General features: G+C 68.9%; 19 protein-coding genes. 11 read left to right on the top strand and 8 right to left on the bottom strand.

Going from position 1 to position 20,414, the window contains the following annotated elements:
* Positions 1 to 131 precede the first annotated feature (131 nt).
* Genes thpR through metW form a run of 4 tightly spaced genes read left to right on the top strand, consistent with a single transcriptional unit; the run spans position 132 to position 3,960 of the window.
* Entirely contained in the window at positions 132 to 722 is a 591-nt protein-coding gene (thpR, locus tag G531_RS22230; protein WP_035758712.1) for an RNA 2',3'-cyclic phosphodiesterase, read from the top strand.
* A gap of 43 nt (positions 723 to 765) precedes the next feature.
* Positions 766 to 2,076 (top strand): O-acetylhomoserine aminocarboxypropyltransferase/cysteine synthase family protein, encoded by a 1,311-nt coding sequence (locus tag G531_RS0112030; protein ID WP_026927443.1) that lies wholly within the window; start codon positions 766 to 768, stop codon positions 2,074 to 2,076.
* Between the two features lie 22 nt (positions 2,077 to 2,098).
* Positions 2,099 to 3,316 (top strand): homoserine O-acetyltransferase MetX, encoded by a 1,218-nt coding sequence (gene metX, locus G531_RS0112035; RefSeq protein WP_081684079.1) that lies wholly within the window; start codon positions 2,099 to 2,101, stop codon positions 3,314 to 3,316.
* Positions 3,313 to 3,960, top strand: a complete 648-nt coding sequence (gene metW / locus G531_RS0112040) for a methionine biosynthesis protein MetW (RefSeq protein ID WP_026927445.1) — start codon at positions 3,313 to 3,315, stop codon at positions 3,958 to 3,960. Before metX ends, metW begins: the two co-directional genes overlap by 4 nt.
* Positions 3,961 to 3,996: 36 nt before the next feature.
* On the opposite strand, the gene G531_RS0112045 is transcribed toward metW, so the two are convergent.
* From G531_RS0112045 to G531_RS0112060, 4 genes are all read right to left on the bottom strand, one after another.
* Positions 3,997 to 4,443 (bottom strand): HNH endonuclease, encoded by a 447-nt coding sequence (locus tag G531_RS0112045; protein ID WP_026927446.1) that lies wholly within the window; start codon positions 4,441 to 4,443, stop codon positions 3,997 to 3,999.
* 447 nt (positions 4,444 to 4,890) lie between these two features.
* Positions 4,891 to 5,868 (bottom strand): 5'-3' exonuclease, encoded by a 978-nt coding sequence (locus G531_RS0112050; protein ID WP_245630481.1) that lies wholly within the window; start codon positions 5,866 to 5,868, stop codon positions 4,891 to 4,893.
* A gap of 92 nt (positions 5,869 to 5,960) precedes the next feature.
* Positions 5,961 to 6,308, bottom strand: a complete 348-nt coding sequence (locus G531_RS0112055) for a type II toxin-antitoxin system PemK/MazF family toxin (RefSeq protein ID WP_211221840.1) — start codon at positions 6,306 to 6,308, stop codon at positions 5,961 to 5,963.
* Positions 6,302 to 6,547: a ribbon-helix-helix domain-containing protein gene (locus G531_RS0112060; protein ID WP_026927449.1), complete on the bottom strand. Its 246-nt coding sequence runs from the start codon at positions 6,545 to 6,547 to the stop codon at positions 6,302 to 6,304. The genes G531_RS0112055 and G531_RS0112060 overlap by 7 nt, the downstream gene beginning before the upstream one ends.
* Before the next feature lie 127 nt (positions 6,548 to 6,674).
* Between G531_RS0112060 and lnt the strand changes: the two genes are divergently transcribed.
* Genes lnt through G531_RS24675 form a run of 3 tightly spaced genes read left to right on the top strand, consistent with a single transcriptional unit; the run spans position 6,675 to position 9,736 of the window.
* Positions 6,675 to 8,309 carry an apolipoprotein N-acyltransferase gene (lnt, locus tag G531_RS22235; protein ID WP_051215418.1) on the top strand — a complete coding sequence of 545 codons (1,635 nt, stop codon included), beginning with the start codon at positions 6,675 to 6,677 and terminating at the stop codon, positions 8,307 to 8,309.
* A gap of 39 nt (positions 8,310 to 8,348) precedes the next feature.
* Positions 8,349 to 9,152, top strand: coding sequence for a polyprenol monophosphomannose synthase (locus G531_RS22240; RefSeq protein WP_051215419.1), 804 nt, complete (start codon positions 8,349 to 8,351; stop codon positions 9,150 to 9,152).
* Positions 9,152 to 9,736 carry an FxsA family protein gene (locus G531_RS24675; protein WP_051215420.1) on the top strand — a complete coding sequence of 195 codons (585 nt, stop codon included), beginning with the start codon at positions 9,152 to 9,154 and terminating at the stop codon, positions 9,734 to 9,736. Before G531_RS22240 ends, G531_RS24675 begins: the two co-directional genes overlap by 1 nt.
* A 128-nt stretch (positions 9,737 to 9,864) precedes the next feature.
* Here the strand turns inward: G531_RS24675 and G531_RS0112080 are convergent, their stop codons facing one another.
* The 3 genes from G531_RS0112080 to G531_RS24680 all read right to left on the bottom strand — a co-directional run bounded on the left by G531_RS0112080 (position 9,865) and on the right by G531_RS24680 (position 11,747).
* Positions 9,865 to 10,197 carry an RNA polymerase-binding protein RbpA gene (locus G531_RS0112080; RefSeq protein ID WP_026927450.1) on the bottom strand — a complete coding sequence of 111 codons (333 nt, stop codon included), beginning with the start codon at positions 10,195 to 10,197 and terminating at the stop codon, positions 9,865 to 9,867.
* A gap of 167 nt (positions 10,198 to 10,364) precedes the next feature.
* Positions 10,365 to 11,159, bottom strand: a complete 795-nt coding sequence (locus G531_RS0112085; protein ID WP_245630482.1) for a glycerophosphodiester phosphodiesterase family protein — start codon at positions 11,157 to 11,159, stop codon at positions 10,365 to 10,367.
* A gap of 36 nt (positions 11,160 to 11,195) precedes the next feature.
* Complete coding sequence (locus G531_RS24680) at positions 11,196 to 11,747, bottom strand: PGPGW domain-containing protein (protein WP_245630483.1); 552 nt, start codon at positions 11,745 to 11,747, stop codon at positions 11,196 to 11,198.
* Positions 11,748 to 11,885: 138 nt separating this feature from the next.
* Here G531_RS24680 and pdxY point away from each other — a divergent pair, with 138 nt between their 5' ends.
* Positions 11,886 to 12,746 carry a pyridoxal kinase PdxY gene (pdxY, locus tag G531_RS0112095; protein WP_026927452.1) on the top strand — a complete coding sequence of 287 codons (861 nt, stop codon included), beginning with the start codon at positions 11,886 to 11,888 and terminating at the stop codon, positions 12,744 to 12,746.
* 152 nt (positions 12,747 to 12,898) lie between these two features.
* On the opposite strand, the gene G531_RS0112100 is transcribed toward pdxY, so the two are convergent.
* On the bottom strand, positions 12,899 to 14,452 hold the full coding sequence (locus tag G531_RS0112100) for a helix-turn-helix domain-containing protein (protein ID WP_081684080.1): 1,554 nt from the start codon (positions 14,450 to 14,452) through the stop codon (positions 12,899 to 12,901).
* A 67-nt stretch (positions 14,453 to 14,519) separates the two neighbouring features.
* Here G531_RS0112100 and lpdA point away from each other — a divergent pair, with 67 nt between their 5' ends.
* From lpdA to G531_RS0112115, 3 genes are all read left to right on the top strand, one after another.
* A complete protein-coding gene (gene lpdA / locus G531_RS0112105) occupies positions 14,520 to 15,920 on the top strand; it encodes a dihydrolipoyl dehydrogenase (protein WP_026927454.1) in 1,401 nt (466 codons plus the stop codon).
* Positions 15,921 to 16,117: 197 nt separating this feature from the next.
* The gene (locus G531_RS22255; RefSeq protein ID WP_051215422.1) at positions 16,118 to 18,181 is read left to right on the top strand and encodes a cytochrome c oxidase assembly protein; all 2,064 of its coding nucleotides are present in this window, start codon (positions 16,118 to 16,120) and stop codon (positions 18,179 to 18,181) included.
* On the top strand, positions 18,178 to 20,400 hold the full coding sequence (locus tag G531_RS0112115) for a heavy metal translocating P-type ATPase (protein ID WP_035758715.1): 2,223 nt from the start codon (positions 18,178 to 18,180) through the stop codon (positions 20,398 to 20,400). The genes G531_RS22255 and G531_RS0112115 overlap by 4 nt, the downstream gene beginning before the upstream one ends.
* Positions 20,401 to 20,414 lie beyond the last annotated feature (14 nt).

The raw sequence follows: 20,414 nt of genomic DNA on the forward strand, positions 1-20,414 counted from the left end.
TGGTTTCCGGAGGTTGCCACTGTGTGATCTGCACGGTCTCGTGGCGGCGCCGGGGGCATCCCGCTCAGCCCGCTCGGTCACCCCGACCCCGAGGTCCCGGCCCCGGCAGGTCCATCTACACTGGGTCTCTTATGGGTACTCGCATGTTCGCTGCCGTCTATCCGCCCGCCGAGGTCATCGAGGACCTGGCCGCCTACGTCGATCCGCGTCGCCAGGCCGATGACCGGCTGCGCTGGTCGGGGCCGGGCAACTGGCACATCACCACCTTGTTCGCCGACTCCGTTCCCGAGCGCAGCCTCGATCCGCTGATCGAGGGCCTGGCGGCACTGGCCGAACGGACCGCTCCCTTCGACGTGCGGATCGCCGGCTCGCTGGCCTTCCCCAATCCGTACGAGGCCCGCGTCCTGGGCCTCGACATCACCACCGGGGTGGCCCAACTGGGCCACCTGAGCCGGACCGCGCGGGCAGCCGCCAGCCACGCCGGAATCGTCCCCGACGGCTCCCGGTTCCATCCGCACCTGACCCTCGCCCGGGCCAAGCGACCCTTCGAGGCCACCAAATGGCTGACCGTCCTGGGGTCGTTCCCGGGCTGGACCTTCCGGGCCGCCGAACTGGTCCTCCTCGAGTCCTACCTGCGGCAGGGCCCCACCGGCGGCCCCCGGCACGTGGTGCTGGAGCGGTTCCGGTTCACCGCCGACGCGCCGGGCCCGGCCGTACCCTGAGACCCGCGTACGCCGGTACCGGCCGGGGGACTAGCGTGGCCCCATGTCCGCCGACCAGCACTCCGCCGCGCAGCCGAAGATCGAGACCCTGGCCATCCACGCCGGCCACCAACCCGATCCGACCACGAACGCGCTCGCTCAGCCGATCTACCAGACGACGTCCTACGCCTTCGATTCCGCCGAGCACGCCGCCGATCTGTTCGCGCTGCGCAAGCCGGGCAACATCTACTCCCGCATCATGAACCCGACCGAGGATCACTTCGAGGTCCGGATAAACGCCCTGGAGGGCGGCGTCGGGGCGCTGGCCACCTCCTCGGGCGCGGCAGCGGTCACCTACTCGGTGCTGACCCTGGCCGGAGCCGGGGACAACATCGTCGCGCTGTCCACCCTGTACGGCGGGACCTTCGCGCTGTTCGCGCACACCCTGCAGCAGTTCGGGATCGAGGCTCGCTTCGTCGACCCGACCAAGCCGGAGGACCTGGCCGCGCACGTCGACGAACGCACCAAGCTGGTCTTCGGGGAGTCGCTGTGCAACCCGGCGCTCAACGTTATCGACCTGGCTGCCTGGTCGGCCGCCGCGCATGCGGCGGGCCTGCCGTTCGTCGTGGACAACACCGTCGCCACCCCGGTGCTGGCCCAGCCGATCCAGCACGGCGTCGACATCGTGGTGCATTCGGCGACCAAGTACATCGGCGGCCACGGCACCACGCTCGGAGGCGTGATCATCGACTCCGGCAACTTCGACTGGGCCGCCCATGCCGAGCGCTACCCGCGGATGACCGGCCCCGATGGGGCGTACCACGGCGTGGTGTGGACCGATGCCGCGGGCCCGGCGGCGTACATCACCCGGGCCCGGACGGTGCTGCTGCGCAACACCGGCGCGACCATCGCCCCGATGAATGCGTGGCTGCTGAATCAGGGCCTGGAGACCCTCCCGCTGCGGATGGAGCGGCACAGCAGCAACGCGCTGACCGTCGCCGAACACCTGAGCAGCCATCCCGCGGTCAGCTGGGTCACCTACCCGGGCCTGCCCGATTCGCCGTACAAGCCGATCGCCGACCGGGTCTTCACCGGCAAGGGCTACTCCGGCCTGCTCGCCTTCGGCCTGAAGGCCGGCAAGGACGCGGCCGGCAAGCTGGTCGAATCGTTGGAGCTGTTCTCGCACGTGGCCAACATCGGGGACGCCAAGTCCCTGGCGATCCACCCGGCCACCACCACCCACTCCCAGCTCGACGATCAGGAACTGGAGGCCGCCGGCGTACCCGGCGACCTGGTCCGCCTGTCGATCGGCATCGAGCACGTCGACGACATCATCGCCGCCCTGGACAAGGGTCTGGCCGGCGTCGCGGGCTGACGGGGGTACGAGCGACGGCATCATGCCCGATTCCACACCAGTCACCGGTTTCACAGCAGCCGACGCCGTACCGGACGAATCCGATCGGCGGGAAACCACCGGGGAGGCCCCCGGCTCGGTGGGCCTGGTCACGACCCAGCAGGTGCAGTTGTTCGACGCAACGCACCCGCTGGGGCTCGCCAGCGGCAACACCCTCACCGAGGTCACCGTCGCCTACGAGACGTACGGCACCCTGAACGCGACGCGGGACAATGCCGTGTTCATCTGCCATGCGCTGACCGGGGACGCCCATGCGGCCGGCTATCACGCGGGCGACTCGAAACCCGGCTGGTGGGACAACCTGATCGGGCCCGGCAAGCCGGTGGACACCGACCGGTTCTTCGTGATCTGTCCGAATCTGCTGGGTGGCTGTCAGGGCACCACCGGGCCGGCCTCGCGCAACCCGGAGACCGGGGTCAGCTACGGGCTGGACTTCCCGCTGCTGCAGATGGCCGACTTCGTGACCGTGCACCGGGCGCTGCTGGCCCACCTGGGCATCGACCGGCTGCTCGCCGCGGTGGGCGGGTCCCTGGGTGGCATGCAGGTTCTGCAGTGGGCGCTGTCGGCCCCCGAGCAGGTGCGCAATGCGGTGATCGTCGCGGCGTCCTCGCGGCTGACCGCGCAGAACATCGCGTTCTCCGCGGTCGCGCGACAGGCGATCATCCGGGACCAGGGGTTCCATGGCGGCCGCTACCTCGAGGAGGGCACGCTGCCGGAGACCGGGCTGCGGATCGCCCGGATGATGGCGCACATCACCTACCTGTCGGAGGAGGCGATGTCGGAGAAGTTCGGCCGTCGGCTCCAGGATGCCGAGATCCCGCGGCACGGCTTCGGGGTCGATTTCGCTGTGGAGAGTTACCTGGACCATCAGGGCGAGAAGTTCCTCAATCGCTTCGATGCACTCAGTTATCTCTATCTGACCCGCGTGATGGACTACTTCGATCCCTTCGCCGACCCGGCGGCCACGGCCGCGGTGGCCCGCTCCGACAGCCGCTTCCTGGTGATGAGCTTCGACTCCGACTGGCGGTTCAACACCGAACATTCCCGGCAGATCGTGCGTACGCTGGAGCGCGCCGGCTGCGCGGTCAGCTTCCGGGAAATCTCCTCGGCCTGGGGACACGACTCCTTCCTGCTGGCCGATCCCATTTATCACGCCACGATCGAGGCGTTCCTGGATCGCGCCGCCGAGGAGGCCCGATGACCGCCCGGCGGACCACCGAGTTGCGTACCGACCTGACCCTGGTTGCCGAGCACATTACTCCGGGCTCCCGGGTGCTGGATCTGGGCTGCGGCTCCGGATCCCTGCTGCACTATCTGATTCATCAGCGCGGCTGCCAGGGCACCGGCGTGGAGATCGACGATGCGAAGGTGGTGGCCGCCATCCGGGCCGGGGTGTCGGTGATCGAGCTGGACCTGAACACCCAACTCGGCGAGTTCGCCGACGACTCCTACGACACGGTCGTGCTGTCGCGGACCCTGCAGGCGATCCGCTACCCGGCCCAGGTGCTGCAGCACATGGGCCGGATCGCGTCACGCTGCATCGTGTCGGTGCCGAACTTCGGGCAGTGGCGCAACCGGCTGGCCCTGATCTCCGGGCACATGCCGATCTCCCGGGACCTGCCGTGGCAGTGGTACGACTCGCCCAACGTGCGCTACACCACGCTGAAGGACCTGGAGACCTTCTTCGACACCAGCGGATTCCGGATCGACGAGCGGATCCCCCTGAACTCCGACGGCGAACCGCTCGGGCTGACCCGACGCAACCCGAACCTGTTCGCCGGCTCGGCCATCTACGTGCTCACCGCCGACCCCACCCGGGACTGGTCGCGGACGCGCGCCCACTGATCCTCGGCCCCGTCCGGGACTCCGGCGGGTCCGGGGTCAGCGGCTGAGCGCGAGTTCGGCCCGGCTGGGGGCGTACGGGGTGAACCGCAGGCGCATCCCGGCCTCGTCCGGGGTGCGGTCGGCCTTGCTCAGGTTGCACGGCCCACAGGCCGCGATGGTGTTCAGCCAGGAGTTCGGTCCACCGCGCGATTGCGGAATCAGGTGGTCCACGGTGCTGGCGTACCCGCCACAGTAGGCGCAGGTGTGCCGATCCCGCTTGAGGACCCCGCGCTTGGTCCAGCCGGGGGCCCGGGCGTACAGGAAGGCCGTCTTCACGTAGCGGATCAGGCGCAGCACCACCGGCCACGGGTAGGGGCCGATCGCGTGGCCCTCGCGGGCCTCCTCCACGATGGCGACCTCACGGACCAACATTCCGATCGCGTGCTTGATCGACACCGTGTGCAGGGCGGTGTTGTCGGAGTTCAGCACAAGCACACCGCTCATAGCCGCTCCTTCCTGGACAGCTGGACCCGGTGAGTCCTGGGTGAAACCGCCCGGACCGTGCGCCGGGCAACAAAAAACCGTCCCGCGCAAAGCGCGGAACGGCTGACTCGGAGACCCGCCACGGGGGCAGGAGAGGGCATCGCACACCCGTCGATCGTTCGCCGACGTAGCGGCGGCCACACCCGCGGACGCGGGTCGGCCTCACCGCGGTCGGCCCCGGGGTGGAGGCAGCCGGTGGACAGCGGGGAGCTACACCGCAGCAGGGCGCCGCGCGGGCTCGCCGACGGGTGCGACGGGTTCGACCCCGTCGTCAGCTGTTCGGTCATCGGGCGCCTCCTCTCTGCGGACCGTCCTCAGTTATGCGTCCCATGATTGCGTTCCTGGAAACAGGGTAGTGATCGGCGGGAAAACGGCAACTGAATTCTTCCCCAACAGGTGCCCCGGGCCTCAGGCCTCGTCCCGGGGCGCCCGCGCCAGCGCGGTCAGGATCCGGTCGGCGGAGGTGCCCAGGCCCAGTTCACGAGTCAGTACGCCGAACCGCTCCGGGTCAGCCGGGGTGGCTGGCAGCACCAGCTCGGCCAGGTCCGGCACCGGCAGATCCCGGACCACTTGGACCACCCGCGGCCCCACCGTCAGATAGTCCGCCCCGGCCAGCATCTTGGTCCGCTGCCCCTTGGTCAGCCCGGTCCCGCCGGACTCGGCCGCCGCCTGCAGGGTGGTGAGGTCACCGAAGGTCCCCAACAGGGTCGCCGCGGTCTTCTCCCCGATCCCGGCCACCCCGGGGATGCCGTCGGAGGTGTCTCCGCGCAGGGTGGCGAAGTCGGCGTACTGGGTGGATTCGATGGCGTACTTCTCCCGGATCCAGTCGGGGGTGACGATCTGCAGGTTGGACATCCCGCGCGCGGTGTAGAGCACCCGGATCCGGTCGGTGACCAGTTGGAACAGGTCCCGGTCCCCGGTGACCACATCCACCGGGACGCTGACCTGGGTGGCCAGCGAACCGATCACGTCGTCGGCCTCGTGGTGATCCGCGCCGACCACGGCCAGCCCGAGCGCGGCCAGGACGGCTTCGATCCAGGGGACCTGGACGCCGAGTTCGGCCGGCGCGGCCTCGGCCGCGGGTGCACCACCGGCCCCCGGAGCGGGCTTGTGGCCGTCGTCGGCCGAGGCCGCCGGGTCGGCGACCCGGTGGGTCTTGTAGCTGGGCAGCAGTTCCACCCGCCAGGCGGGGCGCCAGTCGTTGTCCCAGCAGCAGGCCAGGTGGGTGGGGGAGTAGTCGGTGATCAGCCGGGCGATGAAGTCGAGCAGCCCGCGTACCGCATTGTTGGGTTGCCCGGCCGGGGTGGTCAACGTCGACGGCATCCCGTAGAAGGCGCGGAAGTACAGCGAGGCGGTGTCCAGCAGCATCAGGCGCGATTCCGGCATGCCCACCATGGTCGCAGGTGGCGCAGCTGCCGACTCGGCCGGTCCGGGACCGCGCGCCGACAGCGGGCAGCGGAGAGCGCGCTCGAAGGCAATCAGATCCCCATCACCAGGCGCACGCCCGCTGCGATCTTCACCAGGATGAAGCTGGGAACGTGTCCGACCGGGTACGGATCAAGGAATTCGCGGCTGACCGGCCCCACCTGGGACACCACCGCTACCGAATCCTTGCCCAGGCCGGATGCATCGACCGGGACCAGTACGTTGCCCGGAAACGCTTCGAGCGCAACATTCGAGGTCAACGGCACGACCAGGACGGTGGCGATGCGAGTGGCGAGCAACCAGTCCTCCTGCAGTACGACCGCGGGTCGACGCTTCGCAGGCTCCGACTCCCGCGGCGAACCGAAATCCACCCACACCACATCCCCGTGGGAGATCACCACTGCGTCGACGCCAGGATGATTCGCTCGGACTCCGCGACAAAGAGGCCCTCCTGCGACGGCTGCCCGAGGCGAGCAATCACGGCATCGGCCTGAGCCGTCAGTTCGGCTTTGCCTTCCAGCTCCTCCACAAAGCGGAGACCTGCGCGCCGAAAGAACTCCGACCGGTTCATGCCGTGCCGGGCAGCGACCCGCTCGAAGTGCTCGAAGTCACCGTCCGGGATTGAAATTGCCGTCTTCATAGGGCGAGTATAACTGGTTATACCACGAGCGGGAACGCCTGCCTCGGGTTACGGCCTGCGCGTTGGGGACCCGCTCACCACCGTGCGCAGATCCGGAACCCCGGCGCGAGTGACGTAACCTTTCGGAGTGCATTGGAACCCGCCCCGTTTCGTCCCCCTCGGCGTTTCGCTGATCTGCGGGCTGCTCACCGGACTCGCGTTCGAACCGTTGGCGCTGTGGCCGTTGATGCCGCTGGGGATCGCCGCGTTCGTGGTGCTGGTCGCGGTGCTGCGGAATCGTCGGGCCTTCGGGATCGGCTACAGCTTCGGGTTCGGGCTGCTCGGGATCACCGTGTGGTGGCTGTCGGTGTTGCCGGTCGGGCCGGCCGCGCCGCTCGTGGCAGCGGCGGTGGTGGCGATCCAGGCGCTGTATTTCGGGTTGCTGGCGATCGGCGTACGCCTGGTCCGGCGTCTGCCCGGCTGGCCGGTCTGGGTGGCCTGCCTGTGGCTGGTCGCCGAGATCGGGCTGGCCCGGTTCCCGGTCGGCGGGTTCGGCTGGGTGCGGGCGGCGTACGCGATGGTGGACAGCCCGCTGAACGGATTCTTCCCGCTGCTCGGCGCCGGTGGGGTCAGCTGGCTGACGGCGCTGATGGGTGCGGGGCTGGCCTGGCTGGTCCTGACGGTGGGCGAGCGCCGCCGGCTGCTGCCGGCCCCCGCGGCCAAGCGGCTGATCGTGCGCCACAGCGCGCTGCTGGCCGTCGGATTGGTCCTGCTCGGGGTGGCCGGGATCGGGCTGCGCGGCTTCCAGGTGGAGTCCGCGGCCGGCTCGGGCACGATCGCGGTCGGCATGGTGCAGGGCAACATCGACGCGCCCCGGGGCTATCTCGGGCCGGCCCGCTCGGTCACCGCGAATCATGCCGCCGAGACCGGCCGGCTGATGGAGCGGGCCCGGGCCGGTGAGGTCGCCGTCCCGGACTTCATCCTGTGGCCGGAGAACTCCACCGACATGGATCCGACCCGGGACTACGGCACCGAACGGATCATCAGCGGAGCGGTCCGCGGTGCCGGGGTGCCCATTCTGGTCGGCGCCATCATGTCCGGACCGGGGCCCGACGAGCGGCAGACCAGCAGCCTGTGGTGGGAGCCCGGCGACCGGATCACCGCCCGCTACGACAAGCAGGATCTGGTGCCGTTCGGGGAGTACATCCCGCTGCGGGAGGTGCTGCTCCCGATGATCCCGCTGCTCGCGCTGACCGGCGAACAGGGTGTCCCGGGCACCGAGCCGGGCCGGCTGGCGGTCACCGTCGCCGGTCGGCCGGTGACCATCGGGACGGCGATCTGCTATGAGGTCGCCTACGACGACACCATGCGGGAAGCGGTGACCGGGTCGAACGTGCTGGTCGTCCAGTCCAACAACAACGCCTTCCGGCAGACCCCGCAGATCGAGCAGCAGTTCGCGATCACCCGGGTGCGGGCGATGGAAGCCCGCCGCGAAATCGTCGTGTCGACCACCACGTCGATCTCGGGCTACATCGACCGGAACGGGCAGGTGGTGCAGCAGACCCCGGACATGGTGGCCTTCTCCAACACCTACCAGGTCCCCCTGCGTACCGCCCTCACCCCGGCGACCCGGATCGGCGGCTGGTTGGATGCCGCCCTGTTCGCCATCGGCCTCGGGTCGGTGGTGGCGGCCCTGCTGGTCAGCCGTCGGCGGCGAAAGTCGGCCGGCACCGGCGGTTCCGCCACTGTGGACGCCGGTGTGATGGGAAACAATGCCGGATAGGACAGAATGGATGTCTCCCGCCGACCCCTGGAAGTGAGCATGACCGAACAGCCCGTCAGCCCCGACCGCTTTGACGATCTGGGGAAGATCCTGGTGATCATCCCCACCTACAACGAGGCCGACAACATCGGCATGATCGTCACCCGGCTGCGCGAGGCGGTACCGGAGGCGCACGTCCTGGTCACCGATGACAACTCCCCGGACGGTACCGGTGCCATCGCCGACGACATGGCCGCCCACGACGATCACATCCATGTGCTGCACCGCCAGGGCAAGGAAGGTCTGAGTGCGGCGTACCTGGCCAGCTTCCGCTGGGGGCTGGACCAAGGCTACGACGTGCTGGTCGAGCACGACGCCGACGGCTCCCACCAACCCGAGCAGTTGCCGCGCCTGCTGGAGGCGCTGCGCGGGGCGGACATGGTGAAGGGTTCGCGCTGGGTCCCCGGCGGCTCGGTGGTCAACTGGCCCAAGTCCCGGGAAGTGCTCTCCCGCGGCGGCGGACTGTGGACCCGGCTGATGCTGGGGATGCCGATCAAGGACGTCACCGGCGGATTCAATGCCTTCCGAGCCAGTACGCTGCGGGCGATCCTCGGCGACCTCGATTCCAAGGGGTACGGCATCCAGCGCGATCTGACCTGGGCCACCCATCAGCGTGGGATGAAGATCGTGGAAGTGCCGATCGAGTTCAAGGAGCGCGAGCGGGGCAACTCGAAGCTGGGCAAGGACGTGTTCGTCGAGGCGATCATGTCGACCACGAAGATGGGCCTGGCCCATCGCGGCCAACAGCTCCGATCCGCCCTGCGGCCCGGCCGCTCGGGGCAGGATTCCGGAAAGGGGCAGTGATGTCCGGGCAGCAGCGATCTCCCGCCCCGAAGCAGTCCCGCCGCTGGGTGGTGCCGGTGGTGGCCGGGGTGATCGTGCTGCCGGTGCTGGAGATCCTGCTGCTGATCCTGGTCGGCAACCAGATCGGGGCGCTGTGGCTGCTGTTCATCCTGCTGGTGATCGCGGTCGTCGGCGCCCTGCTGATCCGCCGGGAGGGGAGCAAGGCCTGGGCGGCCCTGCGGGACATGTTCCGGCCGGGTGCCGCCCCCAACGCCGAACTGGCCGATGCCGCGCTGCTGATGCTGGCGGGCATTCTGCTGGTGATCCCCGGCTTCCTCACCGACCTTGCCGCGGTGGGGCTGTTGGTACCGCCGATCCGCCGCGTCGTCCGGCGCCGGATCATGGTCGTGGTGGGTGACCCGATGGACCGGATCGGGTTCGACCCGACCACTGCCACCGGCTTCACCGTGCGTGGGCGGGGGAGTGTGATCCCCGGGGAGGTCGTGGAGGACCAGCCGTACGGGGACGATCCCTATCGCCAGCGGCGCGATCGTCCCGGTGGCGAGGACGACGGCGGAATCATCGAGGGCGAGATCGAACGCTGACCCGTCGCCCGCAGGCGCCGGGATCGCCCCGGGCAGGCCGGGCCAGGACAGAACAGCGCCGCCGCACGCAATGCGTACGGCGGCGCCGATGTGTGGGTCCGACGATTGATCCGGCCGGGTGGGCCCGATCAGTGCCGGGAGCGGAGCAGATCCAACCGCTCGGCGAGCAGATCCTCCAACTCCGCGATGCTGCGACGTTCGCGCAGCATGTCCCAGTGCGTACGCACCGGCTTGACCTCGCGCTCCTCCATCGGAACGCCATCGGACCGGACGGACTCGTGGCCGCACTTGGGGCAGGTCCAGCTGGTCGGCAACTCGGCCTCCTCAGCGAAGATCCGCGTGAAGTGGTGGCCCTGCGGACAGTCGAACCCGATCTCCTGACGGGGTGCGAACTCGATTCCGGACTCGTCCTCGAAGGACTTTGCGCCCAATCCCGAGCCGCGCAAGGAACGATCAGCCATGACAACCTCCCATTGTGTGAACACCAGACCAACCCGCTGGTGACTCACGCCTCTGAGTCATCAACGCGCGGCCTCGGCGCGATGTTCCCGTCTGTCGAGAATACCCGATCCGGATTTGACAAGCAGGCCCCGGGTTGCCCGCTTTCCGCACCTGACCGGGGCGGGGTCTAGTGCCACATCCCGCGGCCGACCAGGACCTGTTTGAGCAGGTCGATCCGGTCGGAGACCAGTCCGTCGACACCCATGTCGATCAGCTTCTCCATCTCCACCGGGTCGTTGATGGTCCACACGTGGACCTGCTTGCCGACACTGTGCGCGCGCTCGATCAGGCCGGGGCTGAGCACCCGGATCCGGCGCCCACGGACAGTCGTCTCGGTCGGGATCTGGAAGGCGACCCCGGGATCGGCGATCAGGCGACCCACCGGCAGGTACGCCCCGACCACCACCCCCAGCGGGCTGACTGAGGTGGCGACCTGGCGTCCCATCAGCCGGCGGAAGGCGGCCAGCCGCTCCTGACCGAAGGAGCCGACGCAGACCCGCTTGTGGGCCTTGTGCCGGTTGATCGCTCGGGCCAGGGCCGACACCGCACCGGCAGCCTTGATGTCGATGTTGAAGCGGGCGTCGGGAAAGGTCTCGAACAGCTCGTCCATGGTGGGGATCGGATCATGACCGCCGATCCGGGCCTGCTTCACCTCGTTCCAGGTGAGCTCGTCCACCCGTCCGGTGGCATCGGTGACCCGATCCAGGACCGAGTCATGAAAGGCGATCAGGGTCCCGTCGGCGGTGACGTGCACATCGGTCTCGAACCACCGGTAGCCCAGCCGGGCCGCCTCGGCGAAGGCGTGGACGGAGTTCTCCCGGCCCAGGTTGCGGGGCAGTTCGGCACCGCCGCGATGGGCCAGGGCGATGAATCCACCGTCGAAGTAGGGATAGTCGGCGGCAACCCGCGGCAACGACTTCACAGCGCTCACGATAGTCGGGTCAGGCGCGAACCCGGGTCACGAAGCGGTAACCCCCGGCAGCATCGCGAGCACCCCGGCGGCCGGGGCAGGGACCCAGGTGGGGACGCCGGTGGTGAGCAGGGCGACGTACCAGATCGCCAGAATTGCCAGGACCAGCCCGATCCAGAAAAGCGCCCGGACCGCAGTGGGCCACGAGTGGTACCAGTTCACCGCGGCATGGAACCAGCGGGTGATCCGGTGGGCCCAGTGGAATTCGCTGGCCCAGACCGCGAGGCCGGCCAGGGCCAGCGGGATGCCGCCCGGGCCGGGCAGGGGACCGGTGACCGCCGCCAGGATGAGCAGCAGTCCGCCGACCACCGCCACGCCGACCCGGTACCAGAGCCGGGTGTGCGGGTGGGCGCGCAGTTTCGCGCGCCAGCGCCAGCGGTCGGGCTGTTCGGTGGGGTGCTCGGTCGGTTCGGTCACTTCGGCAGGTTCGGTCGCGGCGGCGGGCTGCGGATCCGCGTCGGCGGGCCGGAGGACAGCCACGGTGTCCATGCTGAGCGCACCCGATATCCCGGACTGCAAGGACGCGGTGCTCTGTGCCATGGACCGATCCTAGACTCCCGCGCCAAGAGATCCCAGCCCTCGGCCCGGCGGCCCGCCGACCCCGTCCTCCGCGGGCTCCCGGCGCCCGCATCGTGACGGCCGCCCGCGACCCCGGCCCGGCACTGCACAATCGGATCCGTGCCTACAGTCCTCTCGATCCAGTCCAGCGTCGCCTACGGCCACGCCGGCAACTCCGCGGCCGTGTTCCCGATGCAGCGCATGGGCGTGGATGTCTGGCCGGTGATCACCGTCCACTTTTCCAACAACACCTCCTACGGGTCGTGGCGCGGGCCGCTGCTCACCCCGGAGAACATCGATGACGTGGTCACCGGGATCGGCGAGCGCGAGGTCCTGGACCGGGTCGACGCGGTGCTGTCGGGCTACCAGGGGGCGCCGGAGGTCGGGTATTCCATCCTGCGCGCGGTGGAGCTGGTGCGCGCGCAGAACCCGGATGCGCTGTACTGCTGCGATCCGGTGATGGGTGATGTCGGCCGCGGGTTCTTCGTCAAGCCTGGCGTACCGGAGTTTCTCCGGGACCAGGTCGTGCCGCGGGCCGATCTGGTGACGCCGAATCACTGGGAGCTCAACTACCTCACCGGTCACCAGGAGACGACCACGCTGCCGCAGATCCTCGCCGCGGTCGACGAGCTGCGCGCCCGCGGTCCGCGGACGGTGCTGGTCACCTCGGTGGTCTCGGATCAGACGGCCGCCGACGCGCTGGACATGCTGGCGGTCGACGATACGGGAGCGTGGTTGGTCACCACCCCGCGGCTGGATCGGGTGTTCACCGGGTCGGGGGACCTCACCACGGCGGCGTTCCTGACCGAGTACCTGGCCGCCGCGGGAAAGATCGCGCCGGCGCTGGGGCGGACCGCCGGCGAGGTCTACGGGGTGCTGAAGCACACCACCGAGGTCGGGGCGCGGGAGTTACGACTGGTCGAGGCGCAGGACGAACTGGTCGCGCCCTCCCACACCTTCGAGGTACGCCGGGTCCGCTGATCCCGACACACCCACCGACGGCCCACACCCACCGACGGCCCACACCCACCGACGGGCCCGCACCCACCGACCGGCCGGACGAGCCGCGAGGGCCCCGGGAGAATTCCCGGGGCCCTCGCACAATGGGCGGTCAGCGGCCGTGCCGCGGTCGCTCAGACGATGTGGTCGTGGAAGACGTAGATGTCGGCGCCCACCTGGTTCAGCCGGTTCGCCAGATCCTCGTAACCCCGGTTGATCACGTAGACGTCGCGCAGGATCGAGGTGCCCTTGGCCGCCAGCATCGCCAGCAGCAGGCAGACCGCCGGCCGCAGCGCGGGCGGGCAGATGATCTCCTGGGCACGCCACTTGGTCGGCCCGTTCACGATGATCCGGTGCGGGTCCAGCAACTGCACGTTCGCGCCGAGCTTGTTCAGCTCGGTCATCCGGATCGCCCGGTTCTCATAGACCCAGTCGTTGATCAGCGTACGGCCCTCGGCCTGGGCCGCGATCACGCCGAAGAACGGAAGGTTGTCGATGTTCACGCCCGGGAACGGCATCGGGTGGATCTTGTCGATCGGCGCCTTCAGCTTGGAGGGGCGTACGGTGACATCGACCAGCCGGGTGTGTCCGTTCTCGGCCTTGTACTCATCGGAGACGCTGAAGTCCAGACCCATCTCTCGCAGGATGGTGAGTTCGATCTCCAGGAACTCGATCGGGGTACGCCGGATGGTCAACTCCGAATCGGTCACGATCGCCGCGGTGATCAGGCTCATCGCCTCGATCGGATCCTCCGAGGGGGCGTACTCGACGTCCTGGGCGATGGACTCCACCCCGGTGATCGTCAGCGTGGTGGTGCCGATGCCCTCGATCTCGACGCCGAGGCGCTGCAGGAAGAAACACAGATCCTGAACCATGTAGTTGGAGGACGCGTTGCGCAGCACCGTGGTGCCGGGGATCAGCGAGGCCGCCATGATCGCGTTCTCGGTGACGGTGTCGCCGCGCTCGGTGAGCACGATCGGCCGTTCCGGCGCGTGGGCGTTCGAGGTGCACTGGTACGCGCCGTCGGTGGCGACCACGTCCAGGCCGAAGTGGCGCAGCAACTGCATGTGGGGCTCGACGGTCCGGGCGCCGAGGTCGCAGCCGCCGGCGTACGGAAGCTGGAACTCCTTGTAGAAGTGCAGCAGCGGGCCGAGGAACATGATGATCGAGCGGGTCCGGCGAGCGGCCTCGACATCCATCTTGTCCAGCCGCAGGGTGTCGGGCCGGGTGATGACCAGATCGCGTCCGTCCTCGCTCCAGGTGCAGTCGACCCCGATCGAGGTGAGCACTTCCACGATCCGGTTGACCTCCTCGATCCGGGCGATCCCGGTGAGGGTGGTGCGGCCGCGGTTCAGCAGGCTGGCGCACAGCAGGGCCACGGCCGCGTTCTTGGAGGAGCGCACGTCGATCGCCCCCGACAGCTTGGTCGGGCCGGTGACGCGCAGGTGTTCGGGGCCGGTGTTCCCGGGCGAGATCAATTCCGAACCGAGCGCTGCCGCGATCCGGTTGATCATGTCGAGGCTCAGATTCTGATTGCCGGTCTCGATGCGATGAATCGCACTCTGACTGGTGCCCAGAATGTCGGCGAGCTCATTCTGCGTCATCCCACGGTGCTTGCGCGCATCGCGGATGAGGCTGCCAATGGCGGTGGGAGTAGTCACAGTCACGAGCAGGACTCTATATCTCATATGCGAGATATTCCAATCTCGGGAGCCGGTCCGGCACTCCAGTGTGGGCAACCATACAGTTATGCCCATGAGTGCACACTTTGATGTCGTCGTCCTCGGCGCCGGCCCCGGTGGGTATGTCGCCGCGATTCGCGCCGCCCAACTCGGCCTGAAAACTGCCGTCATCGAGAAGAAGTACTGGGGCGGCGTCTGCCTCAACGTGGGATGTATCCCGACCAAGGCGCTGCTGCGCAACGCCGAGATCGCTCACATCGTCACCAAGGAGGCCGACACCTTCGGCATCTCCGGCGACATCAGCGTCGACTACGGCAAGGCCTTCTCCCGATCCCGCGGGGTCGCGGACAAGATGGTCAAGGGCGTGCACTTCCTGATGAAGAAGAACAAAATCACCGAGGTGGACGGCTGGGGCAGCTTCGTCGATGCCCATACCCTCCGGGTCGCGCTGAACGACGGGGCGGAGGAGACCATCACCTTCGACAGCTGCATCATCGCCGCCGGGTCGGTGACCCGCATGCTGCCGGGCATGCAGGTCTCGGCGAATGTGCTCACCTACGAGGAACTGATCCTGGCCGACACGCTGCCGAAGTCGATCATCGTCGGCGGTTCCGGGGCGATCGGGATCGAGTTCGCGTACGTGCTGCAGGCGTACGGGGTGGACGTCACCGTGGTCGAGTACGCCGACAAGATCGTGCCGACCGAGGACGACGAGGTCTCCAAGGAACTGACCAAGCACTACAAGAAGCTCGGGGTGAAGATCCTCACCGGGACCGGGGTGCAGACCGTCACCGACACCGGCTCCGGGGTCCGGGTCACGGTGAAGCCGGCCAAGGGCGGCGAGGAGCAGGTCCTCGAGGCCGACAAGATGCTGTCGGCCTTCGGGTTCGCCCCGCGCACCGAGGGGTACGGGCTGGAGAACACCGGGGTGGCGCTGACCGAGCGCGGCGCGATCGCGATCGACGACTCGATGCGCACCAACGTCGGGCACATCTACGCCATCGGTGACGTCACCGCGAAGCTGATGCTGGCGCACACCGCCGAGGCCCAGGGCGTGGTCGCCGCCGAGGTGATCGCCGGCCACCCGACCCAGGCGATGGACTACGCGATGATCCCGCGGGCGACCTACTGCCAGCCGCAGATCGCCACCTTCGGCTACTCCGAGAAGCAGGCCAAGGAACTGGGCTACGACGTCAAGATCGGCAAGTTCCCGTTCTCGGCCAACGGCAAGGCGAACGGCCTGGCCGACGGCACCGGCTTCGTGAAGATCATCGCCGACGCCACGCACGGGGAGTTCCTCGGCGCGACCTTGATCGGCCCGGATGTCACCGAGCTGCTGCCCGAACTGGTGCTCGCCCAGCAGTACGACCTCACCACCGAGGAGGTCGGCCGCGCGGTGCACGCCCACCCGACCCTGTCGGAGGCGATCAAGGAGGCCTGTGAGGGCGTCCTCGGGACCTCGATCAACATCTGATCGCGACCCACGCGAGGTACCCGACGGCGGGCGGCTGCGGCCGCCCGCCGTTGTCGTTCTCGGGGTGCTCGTCGGTCCCGGAGCGGCGCTCGTGCCCGGAACTGTGAGCCAGATCACCGGCTGCCCACCGGCACCCAGGATCGAAATTTTGTCGGTCGGGTGACGTACGCTCAAAGGCAGTGAGCAAGGGAGGACAGGTGTCCGAAGACAACGTGGGTCGGCCGGTCGTCACGACCGATCCGACTACGGTCGAGATGCGCCGACGATCCGGAAAACGACCCGTGTCGGGTCTGCTGTTCGTCGGGCTGGCCGCCACTGTCGGGGTGCTGCTGGTGTGGGTGATCGCCACCTACCAGGGCAGCGGGCCGCGACAGCTCCCGGGCCGGCAGAACGTCGACGTGCTGACCTACCAGGCCGGCGCGTTGCTGGAAGCCCTGGCCTGGTTGAGCGCCCTGGCCGCCTTCGGCCTGCTGTTCGCCGCCGCGGTGTTCTCCCCGATCAACCGGTCCCACCAGGAGCTGTCCCCGCAGACCCGGGCCGGGCTGCTGCCGTACGCCGGCCGGGCCGCGCAGTTGTGGTTCACCTTCGCGGTGCTGGTGGCCCCCTTCAATGCCGCGATCGTGAACGGGGTGAGCGTCGGCGCGGTGATTCCGCAGTTGGGGCAATTCCTGTGGGCGACCCCGTCAGCGATGGCCTGGCTGGTCACCGGCGTACTCGCGCTCGGCGCTTCGCTGTTGATCCGGTTCGCGACCCGACTGGGCAATCTGGGGGCCGCGCTGTACCTGATGCTGCTGGCCACGCTGCCGCCGGTGGTGACCGGCAATGTGACCGTGGGAGCCAACCACGACTGGGCCTCCGACGCGGGTGCCCTGTCCACCGTCGCGTTCGCGATCCTGGGGGGCGCGGCCCTGGCGCAGGTGGTCCGGGGCGGCACCGGCACTGGCGCGGACGCAGCCGCCGAGACGGGTGATCGGCTGCGTCGCTACCAGTGGATCTCCGGCATCTTCCTGATCCTGGCGATCGTCTTCCGCACGGTGGTCGCCTGGTGGGAACTGGCCGGCACCTCGCCGTTCGCCACCGCCTACGGCTGGCTGCTGCTGGGCATGGGCGCGCTGGCGCTGTTGCTGGTGGTCAGCCTGGTGCTGCGGCGCTTCCTGCTGCACGCCGGCCGGATCTCCGCGGCGTACGCGACCAGTGTGTTCGACGCCGCCGCGCTGGCCCTGATCACCGCGCTGAGTGCGGTCACCGCGTGGCTCGCCCCGCCGCGGTTCTGGGTGCCGCAGGACAGCATCCAGATCAACTACCTCGGCTACTCCATCGACACCCCGCCCTCCGTCGAGTCGGTAGCCGGACTGGGTCGGGTCAATCTGCTGTTCACCGTGATCGCCGTGGTGGCCCTGCTGGTCTACTGGGTCGCGTGGTGGCAGGCCCGCCGGATCCAGAAGCCGTACCCGATCAGCCGGCTGGTGTGCTGGACGATCGGCTGGGGGCTGGTGCTCTACCTCAACATCAGCGGGTTCTGGGAGTATTCGAGCGCCTCGTTCACCTTCCACATGGTCGAGCACATGTCGATCAACATGCTGGCACCGGTGCTGATCGTGGTCGGCGGTCCGATCACCCTGTTCCTGAACGTGCTGCCGGTCACCCGGGAAACCTCGATGCCGCGGGTGCGGGACGCCATTGTCGCAATGACGAACTGGAAGGCGCTGAAGGTCATTCTGCATCCGCTGGTGATCGGCTTCCTGTTCGTCGCCTCGCTGTACGTGATCTACTTCTCCGACCTGTTCGGGGCGATGATGCGCTACCACTGGGCGCACCAGTTCATGATGCTGCACTACCTGATCGTCGGGCTGCTGTTCTACAGCCAGATCATCGGGACCGACAAGGCCCCGGTCGAGGTCCCCCACGTCGGGCGGCTCGGGTTCATGATGGCGGTGATGCCGTTCCACGCGTTCTTCGCGGTGATCATCATGGGCGCCACCACCCTGGTGGGGGAACAGTTCTACCGTTCGCTGTCGGTGCCGTGGAACCAGGATCTGCACAAGGCCCAGGAACTGGGCGGTCAGTTGACCTGGGCGATCGGGGAGATTCCGATGCTGCTGGTGATCCTGATCCTGATGGCGCAATGGCTGGGCTCGGACCAGCGCGACGCCCGCCGCAAGGACCGCGCGATGGATGAAGGCCTGGACGACTCCTTCGACGCCTACAACGAAATGCTCGCCGAGCTCGCCCGGCGAGAGGAAGACAAGCTGCAGAAATGACCACCACGCAGGCACCCGCGCAGATCGAGACCTTCGAACTCGATGTCGACGGCATGACGTGTGCCGCCTGCGCCGCCCGGGTCGAGAAGAAGCTGAACAAACTCGACGGGGTCCGGGCCACGGTCAACTACGCCACCGAGCGGGCCGTGGTCACCGGTCCGATCACCCCCGGCGAAGCCATCGGGGCGGTCCGCAAGGCCGGCTACGACGCGGCCGAGCCTGCCACCGACGAGTCCGAGAGCGGCCGGGTCGGCAAGGACCGGGTGGGGATGCTCAAGCGCCGCCTGGTGATCGCCGCGGTGCTCACCGTGCCGCTGGCCGACCTGGCGATCGTGCTTGCGCTCGCGCCGGCCCTGCGCTTCCCGTACTGGGAGTGGGCGCTGCTGATCGGGGCGGCGCCGGTGGTGTTCTGGTGCGCGTGGCCCTTCCACAAGGCGGCCCTGCGCAACCTGCGGCACGGCACCACCTCGATGGACACCCTGGTGTCGCTGGGCGTGCTCGCGGCGTACCTGTGGTCGCTGATCTCGGTGGTGCTGGGGTCGTCCAACTCGCCGGGCTATTGGCTCATCTACGGGGACACCCCACCGGGCGCCGACGCGATCTACGTGGAGGTCGCGGCGGCGGTCACCACCTTCCTGCTGGCCGGGCGCTACTTCGAGGCCAAATCGCGGCAGTCCGCCCAGGCGGTGCTCGGGGCACTCAATGCGCTGGCCCCGACCGAGGTCCGCAAGCTGGTCGACGGGGTCGAACGGCTGGTTCCGATCGCCGAGTTGCGGCCCGGGGACGAGTTCGTCGTGCGGGCCGGGGAGCGGATCGCCGCCGACGGAACCGTCGCCGCCGGAGCCTCCTCGGTGGATACCTCGGCGATGACCGGCGAACCCGTTCCGGCCGAGGTGACCGAGGGCACCACGGTGCTCGGCGGCACCGTCAACATCACCGGCCGGCTGGTCGTGCGCACCGATCGGGTCGGCGCGCACACCCAACTCGCGCAGATGGCGGCCCTGGCCGACCAGGCGCAGGCCCGCAAGGCCCGGGTGCAGCGGTTGGTCGATCGGGTCGTCGGCTATTTCGTCCCGGTCGTGCTGGTGATCTCCGCCGGTACGCTCGCGGTCTGGCTGGCCACCGGGCATGCCCCGCGGGATTCCTTCAGCGCCGCGATCTCGGTGCTCATCATCGCCTGCCCGTGCGCGTTGGGGCTGGCCACGCCGACCGCGCTGATGGTCGGCGTGGGCCGTGGCGCCCAGCTGGGCCTGCTGATCAAGGGTCAGGACGCACTGGAGGCCAGCGGCCGGATCGACACCGTCGTGCTGGACAAGACCGGCACGCTGACCACCGGGGAGATGGTGCTCACCGACGTCGCGGTCACCGGCCACCCCGAAAAGATCGTGCGGCGGCTGGTCGGCATGGTCGAGAGCCACACCGAGCACCCGATCGCGCGGGCCCTGGCCGCCGACATCACCCCCGAGCAGGCCGCCGCGGTGACCGACTTCGAGGTCCTGCCCGGGCTGGGCGCGGCCGGCACCATCGAGGGCCGCCGCATCGTGATCGGGAACACCACCCTGATCGACGCCGCGATCCCCGAGGCGCTGGCCCCCACCCTGGAGCGGTCCCGCCAGGAGGGGAGCACCCCGGTCGTGGTGCGCATCGACGACGAGGTCGTCGCGGTCTTCGTGGTCGCCGACCAGATCAAGGACTCCGCCGCCGACAGTGTGGCGCGCCTGCGCAAGCTGGGGCTGCACACCGTGTTGCTCACCGGCGATCATGCCGCGGCCGCCCGGACCGTGGGGGACCGGCTGGGGGTCGACCAGGTCATCGCCGAGGTGTTGCCCAGCGAGAAGGCCGCCCGCATCGAACTACTGCAGGCCGAGGGCCGCAGTGTGGCGATGGTCGGTGACGGGATCAACGATGCCGCCGCGCTGGCGACCGCCAATCTGGGGATGGCGCTGGTCTCGGGCACCGAGATCGCGATGCGCTCGGCCGACATCATCCTGGTCCGGCGCAACCTGGGAGTCATCCCGGACGCCATCGAGCTGTCCCGGGCGACTCTGCGTACGATCCGGGGCAACCTGGTGTGGGCCTTCGGCTACAACATCGCGGCGATCCCGTTGGCCGCCCTGGGCCTGCTCAATCCGCTGATCGCGGGCCTGGCGATGTCGCTGTCGTCGGTGTTCGTGGTGACCAACAGCGTCCGGCTGCGCAGCTTCAAGCCGCGGCACTGAATCCGGTTCGGGCC

Source organism: Granulicoccus phenolivorans DSM 17626 = NBRC 107789 = JCM 15570, assembly GCF_000423085.1.
GTDB lineage: Bacteria > Actinomycetota > Actinomycetes > Propionibacteriales > Propionibacteriaceae > Granulicoccus > Granulicoccus phenolivorans.

Bases quoted from the DNA above. Each gene is read 5' to 3' on its own strand.
- thpR (WP_035758712.1), top strand. From the start codon at position 132: ATGGGTACTCGCATGTTCGCTGCCGTCTATCCGCCCGCCGAGGTCATC.
- metX (WP_081684079.1), top strand. From the start codon at position 2,099: ATGCCCGATTCCACACCAGTCACCGGTTTCACAGCAGCCGACGCCGTA.
- G531_RS0112080 (WP_026927450.1), bottom strand. From the start codon at position 10,197: ATGGCTGATCGTTCCTTGCGCGGCTCGGGATTGGGCGCAAAGTCCTTC.
- G531_RS0112030 (WP_026927443.1), top strand. From the start codon at position 766: ATGTCCGCCGACCAGCACTCCGCCGCGCAGCCGAAGATCGAGACCCTG.
- metW (WP_026927445.1), top strand. From the start codon at position 3,313: ATGACCGCCCGGCGGACCACCGAGTTGCGTACCGACCTGACCCTGGTT.
- G531_RS0112060 (WP_026927449.1), bottom strand. From the start codon at position 6,547: ATGAAGACGGCAATTTCAATCCCGGACGGTGACTTCGAGCACTTCGAG.
- G531_RS0112100 (WP_081684080.1), bottom strand. From the start codon at position 14,452: ATGAGATATAGAGTCCTGCTCGTGACTGTGACTACTCCCACCGCCATT.
- G531_RS24680 (WP_245630483.1), bottom strand. From the start codon at position 11,747: ATGGCACAGAGCACCGCGTCCTTGCAGTCCGGGATATCGGGTGCGCTC.
- G531_RS0112050 (WP_245630481.1), bottom strand. From the start codon at position 5,868: ATGCCGGAATCGCGCCTGATGCTGCTGGACACCGCCTCGCTGTACTTC.
- G531_RS22240 (WP_051215419.1), top strand. From the start codon at position 8,349: ATGACCGAACAGCCCGTCAGCCCCGACCGCTTTGACGATCTGGGGAAG.
- G531_RS24675 (WP_051215420.1), top strand. From the start codon at position 9,152: ATGTCCGGGCAGCAGCGATCTCCCGCCCCGAAGCAGTCCCGCCGCTGG.
- G531_RS0112045 (WP_026927446.1), bottom strand. From the start codon at position 4,443: ATGAGCGGTGTGCTTGTGCTGAACTCCGACAACACCGCCCTGCACACG.
- lpdA (WP_026927454.1), top strand. From the start codon at position 14,520: ATGAGTGCACACTTTGATGTCGTCGTCCTCGGCGCCGGCCCCGGTGGG.
- G531_RS0112115 (WP_035758715.1), top strand. From the start codon at position 18,178: ATGACCACCACGCAGGCACCCGCGCAGATCGAGACCTTCGAACTCGAT.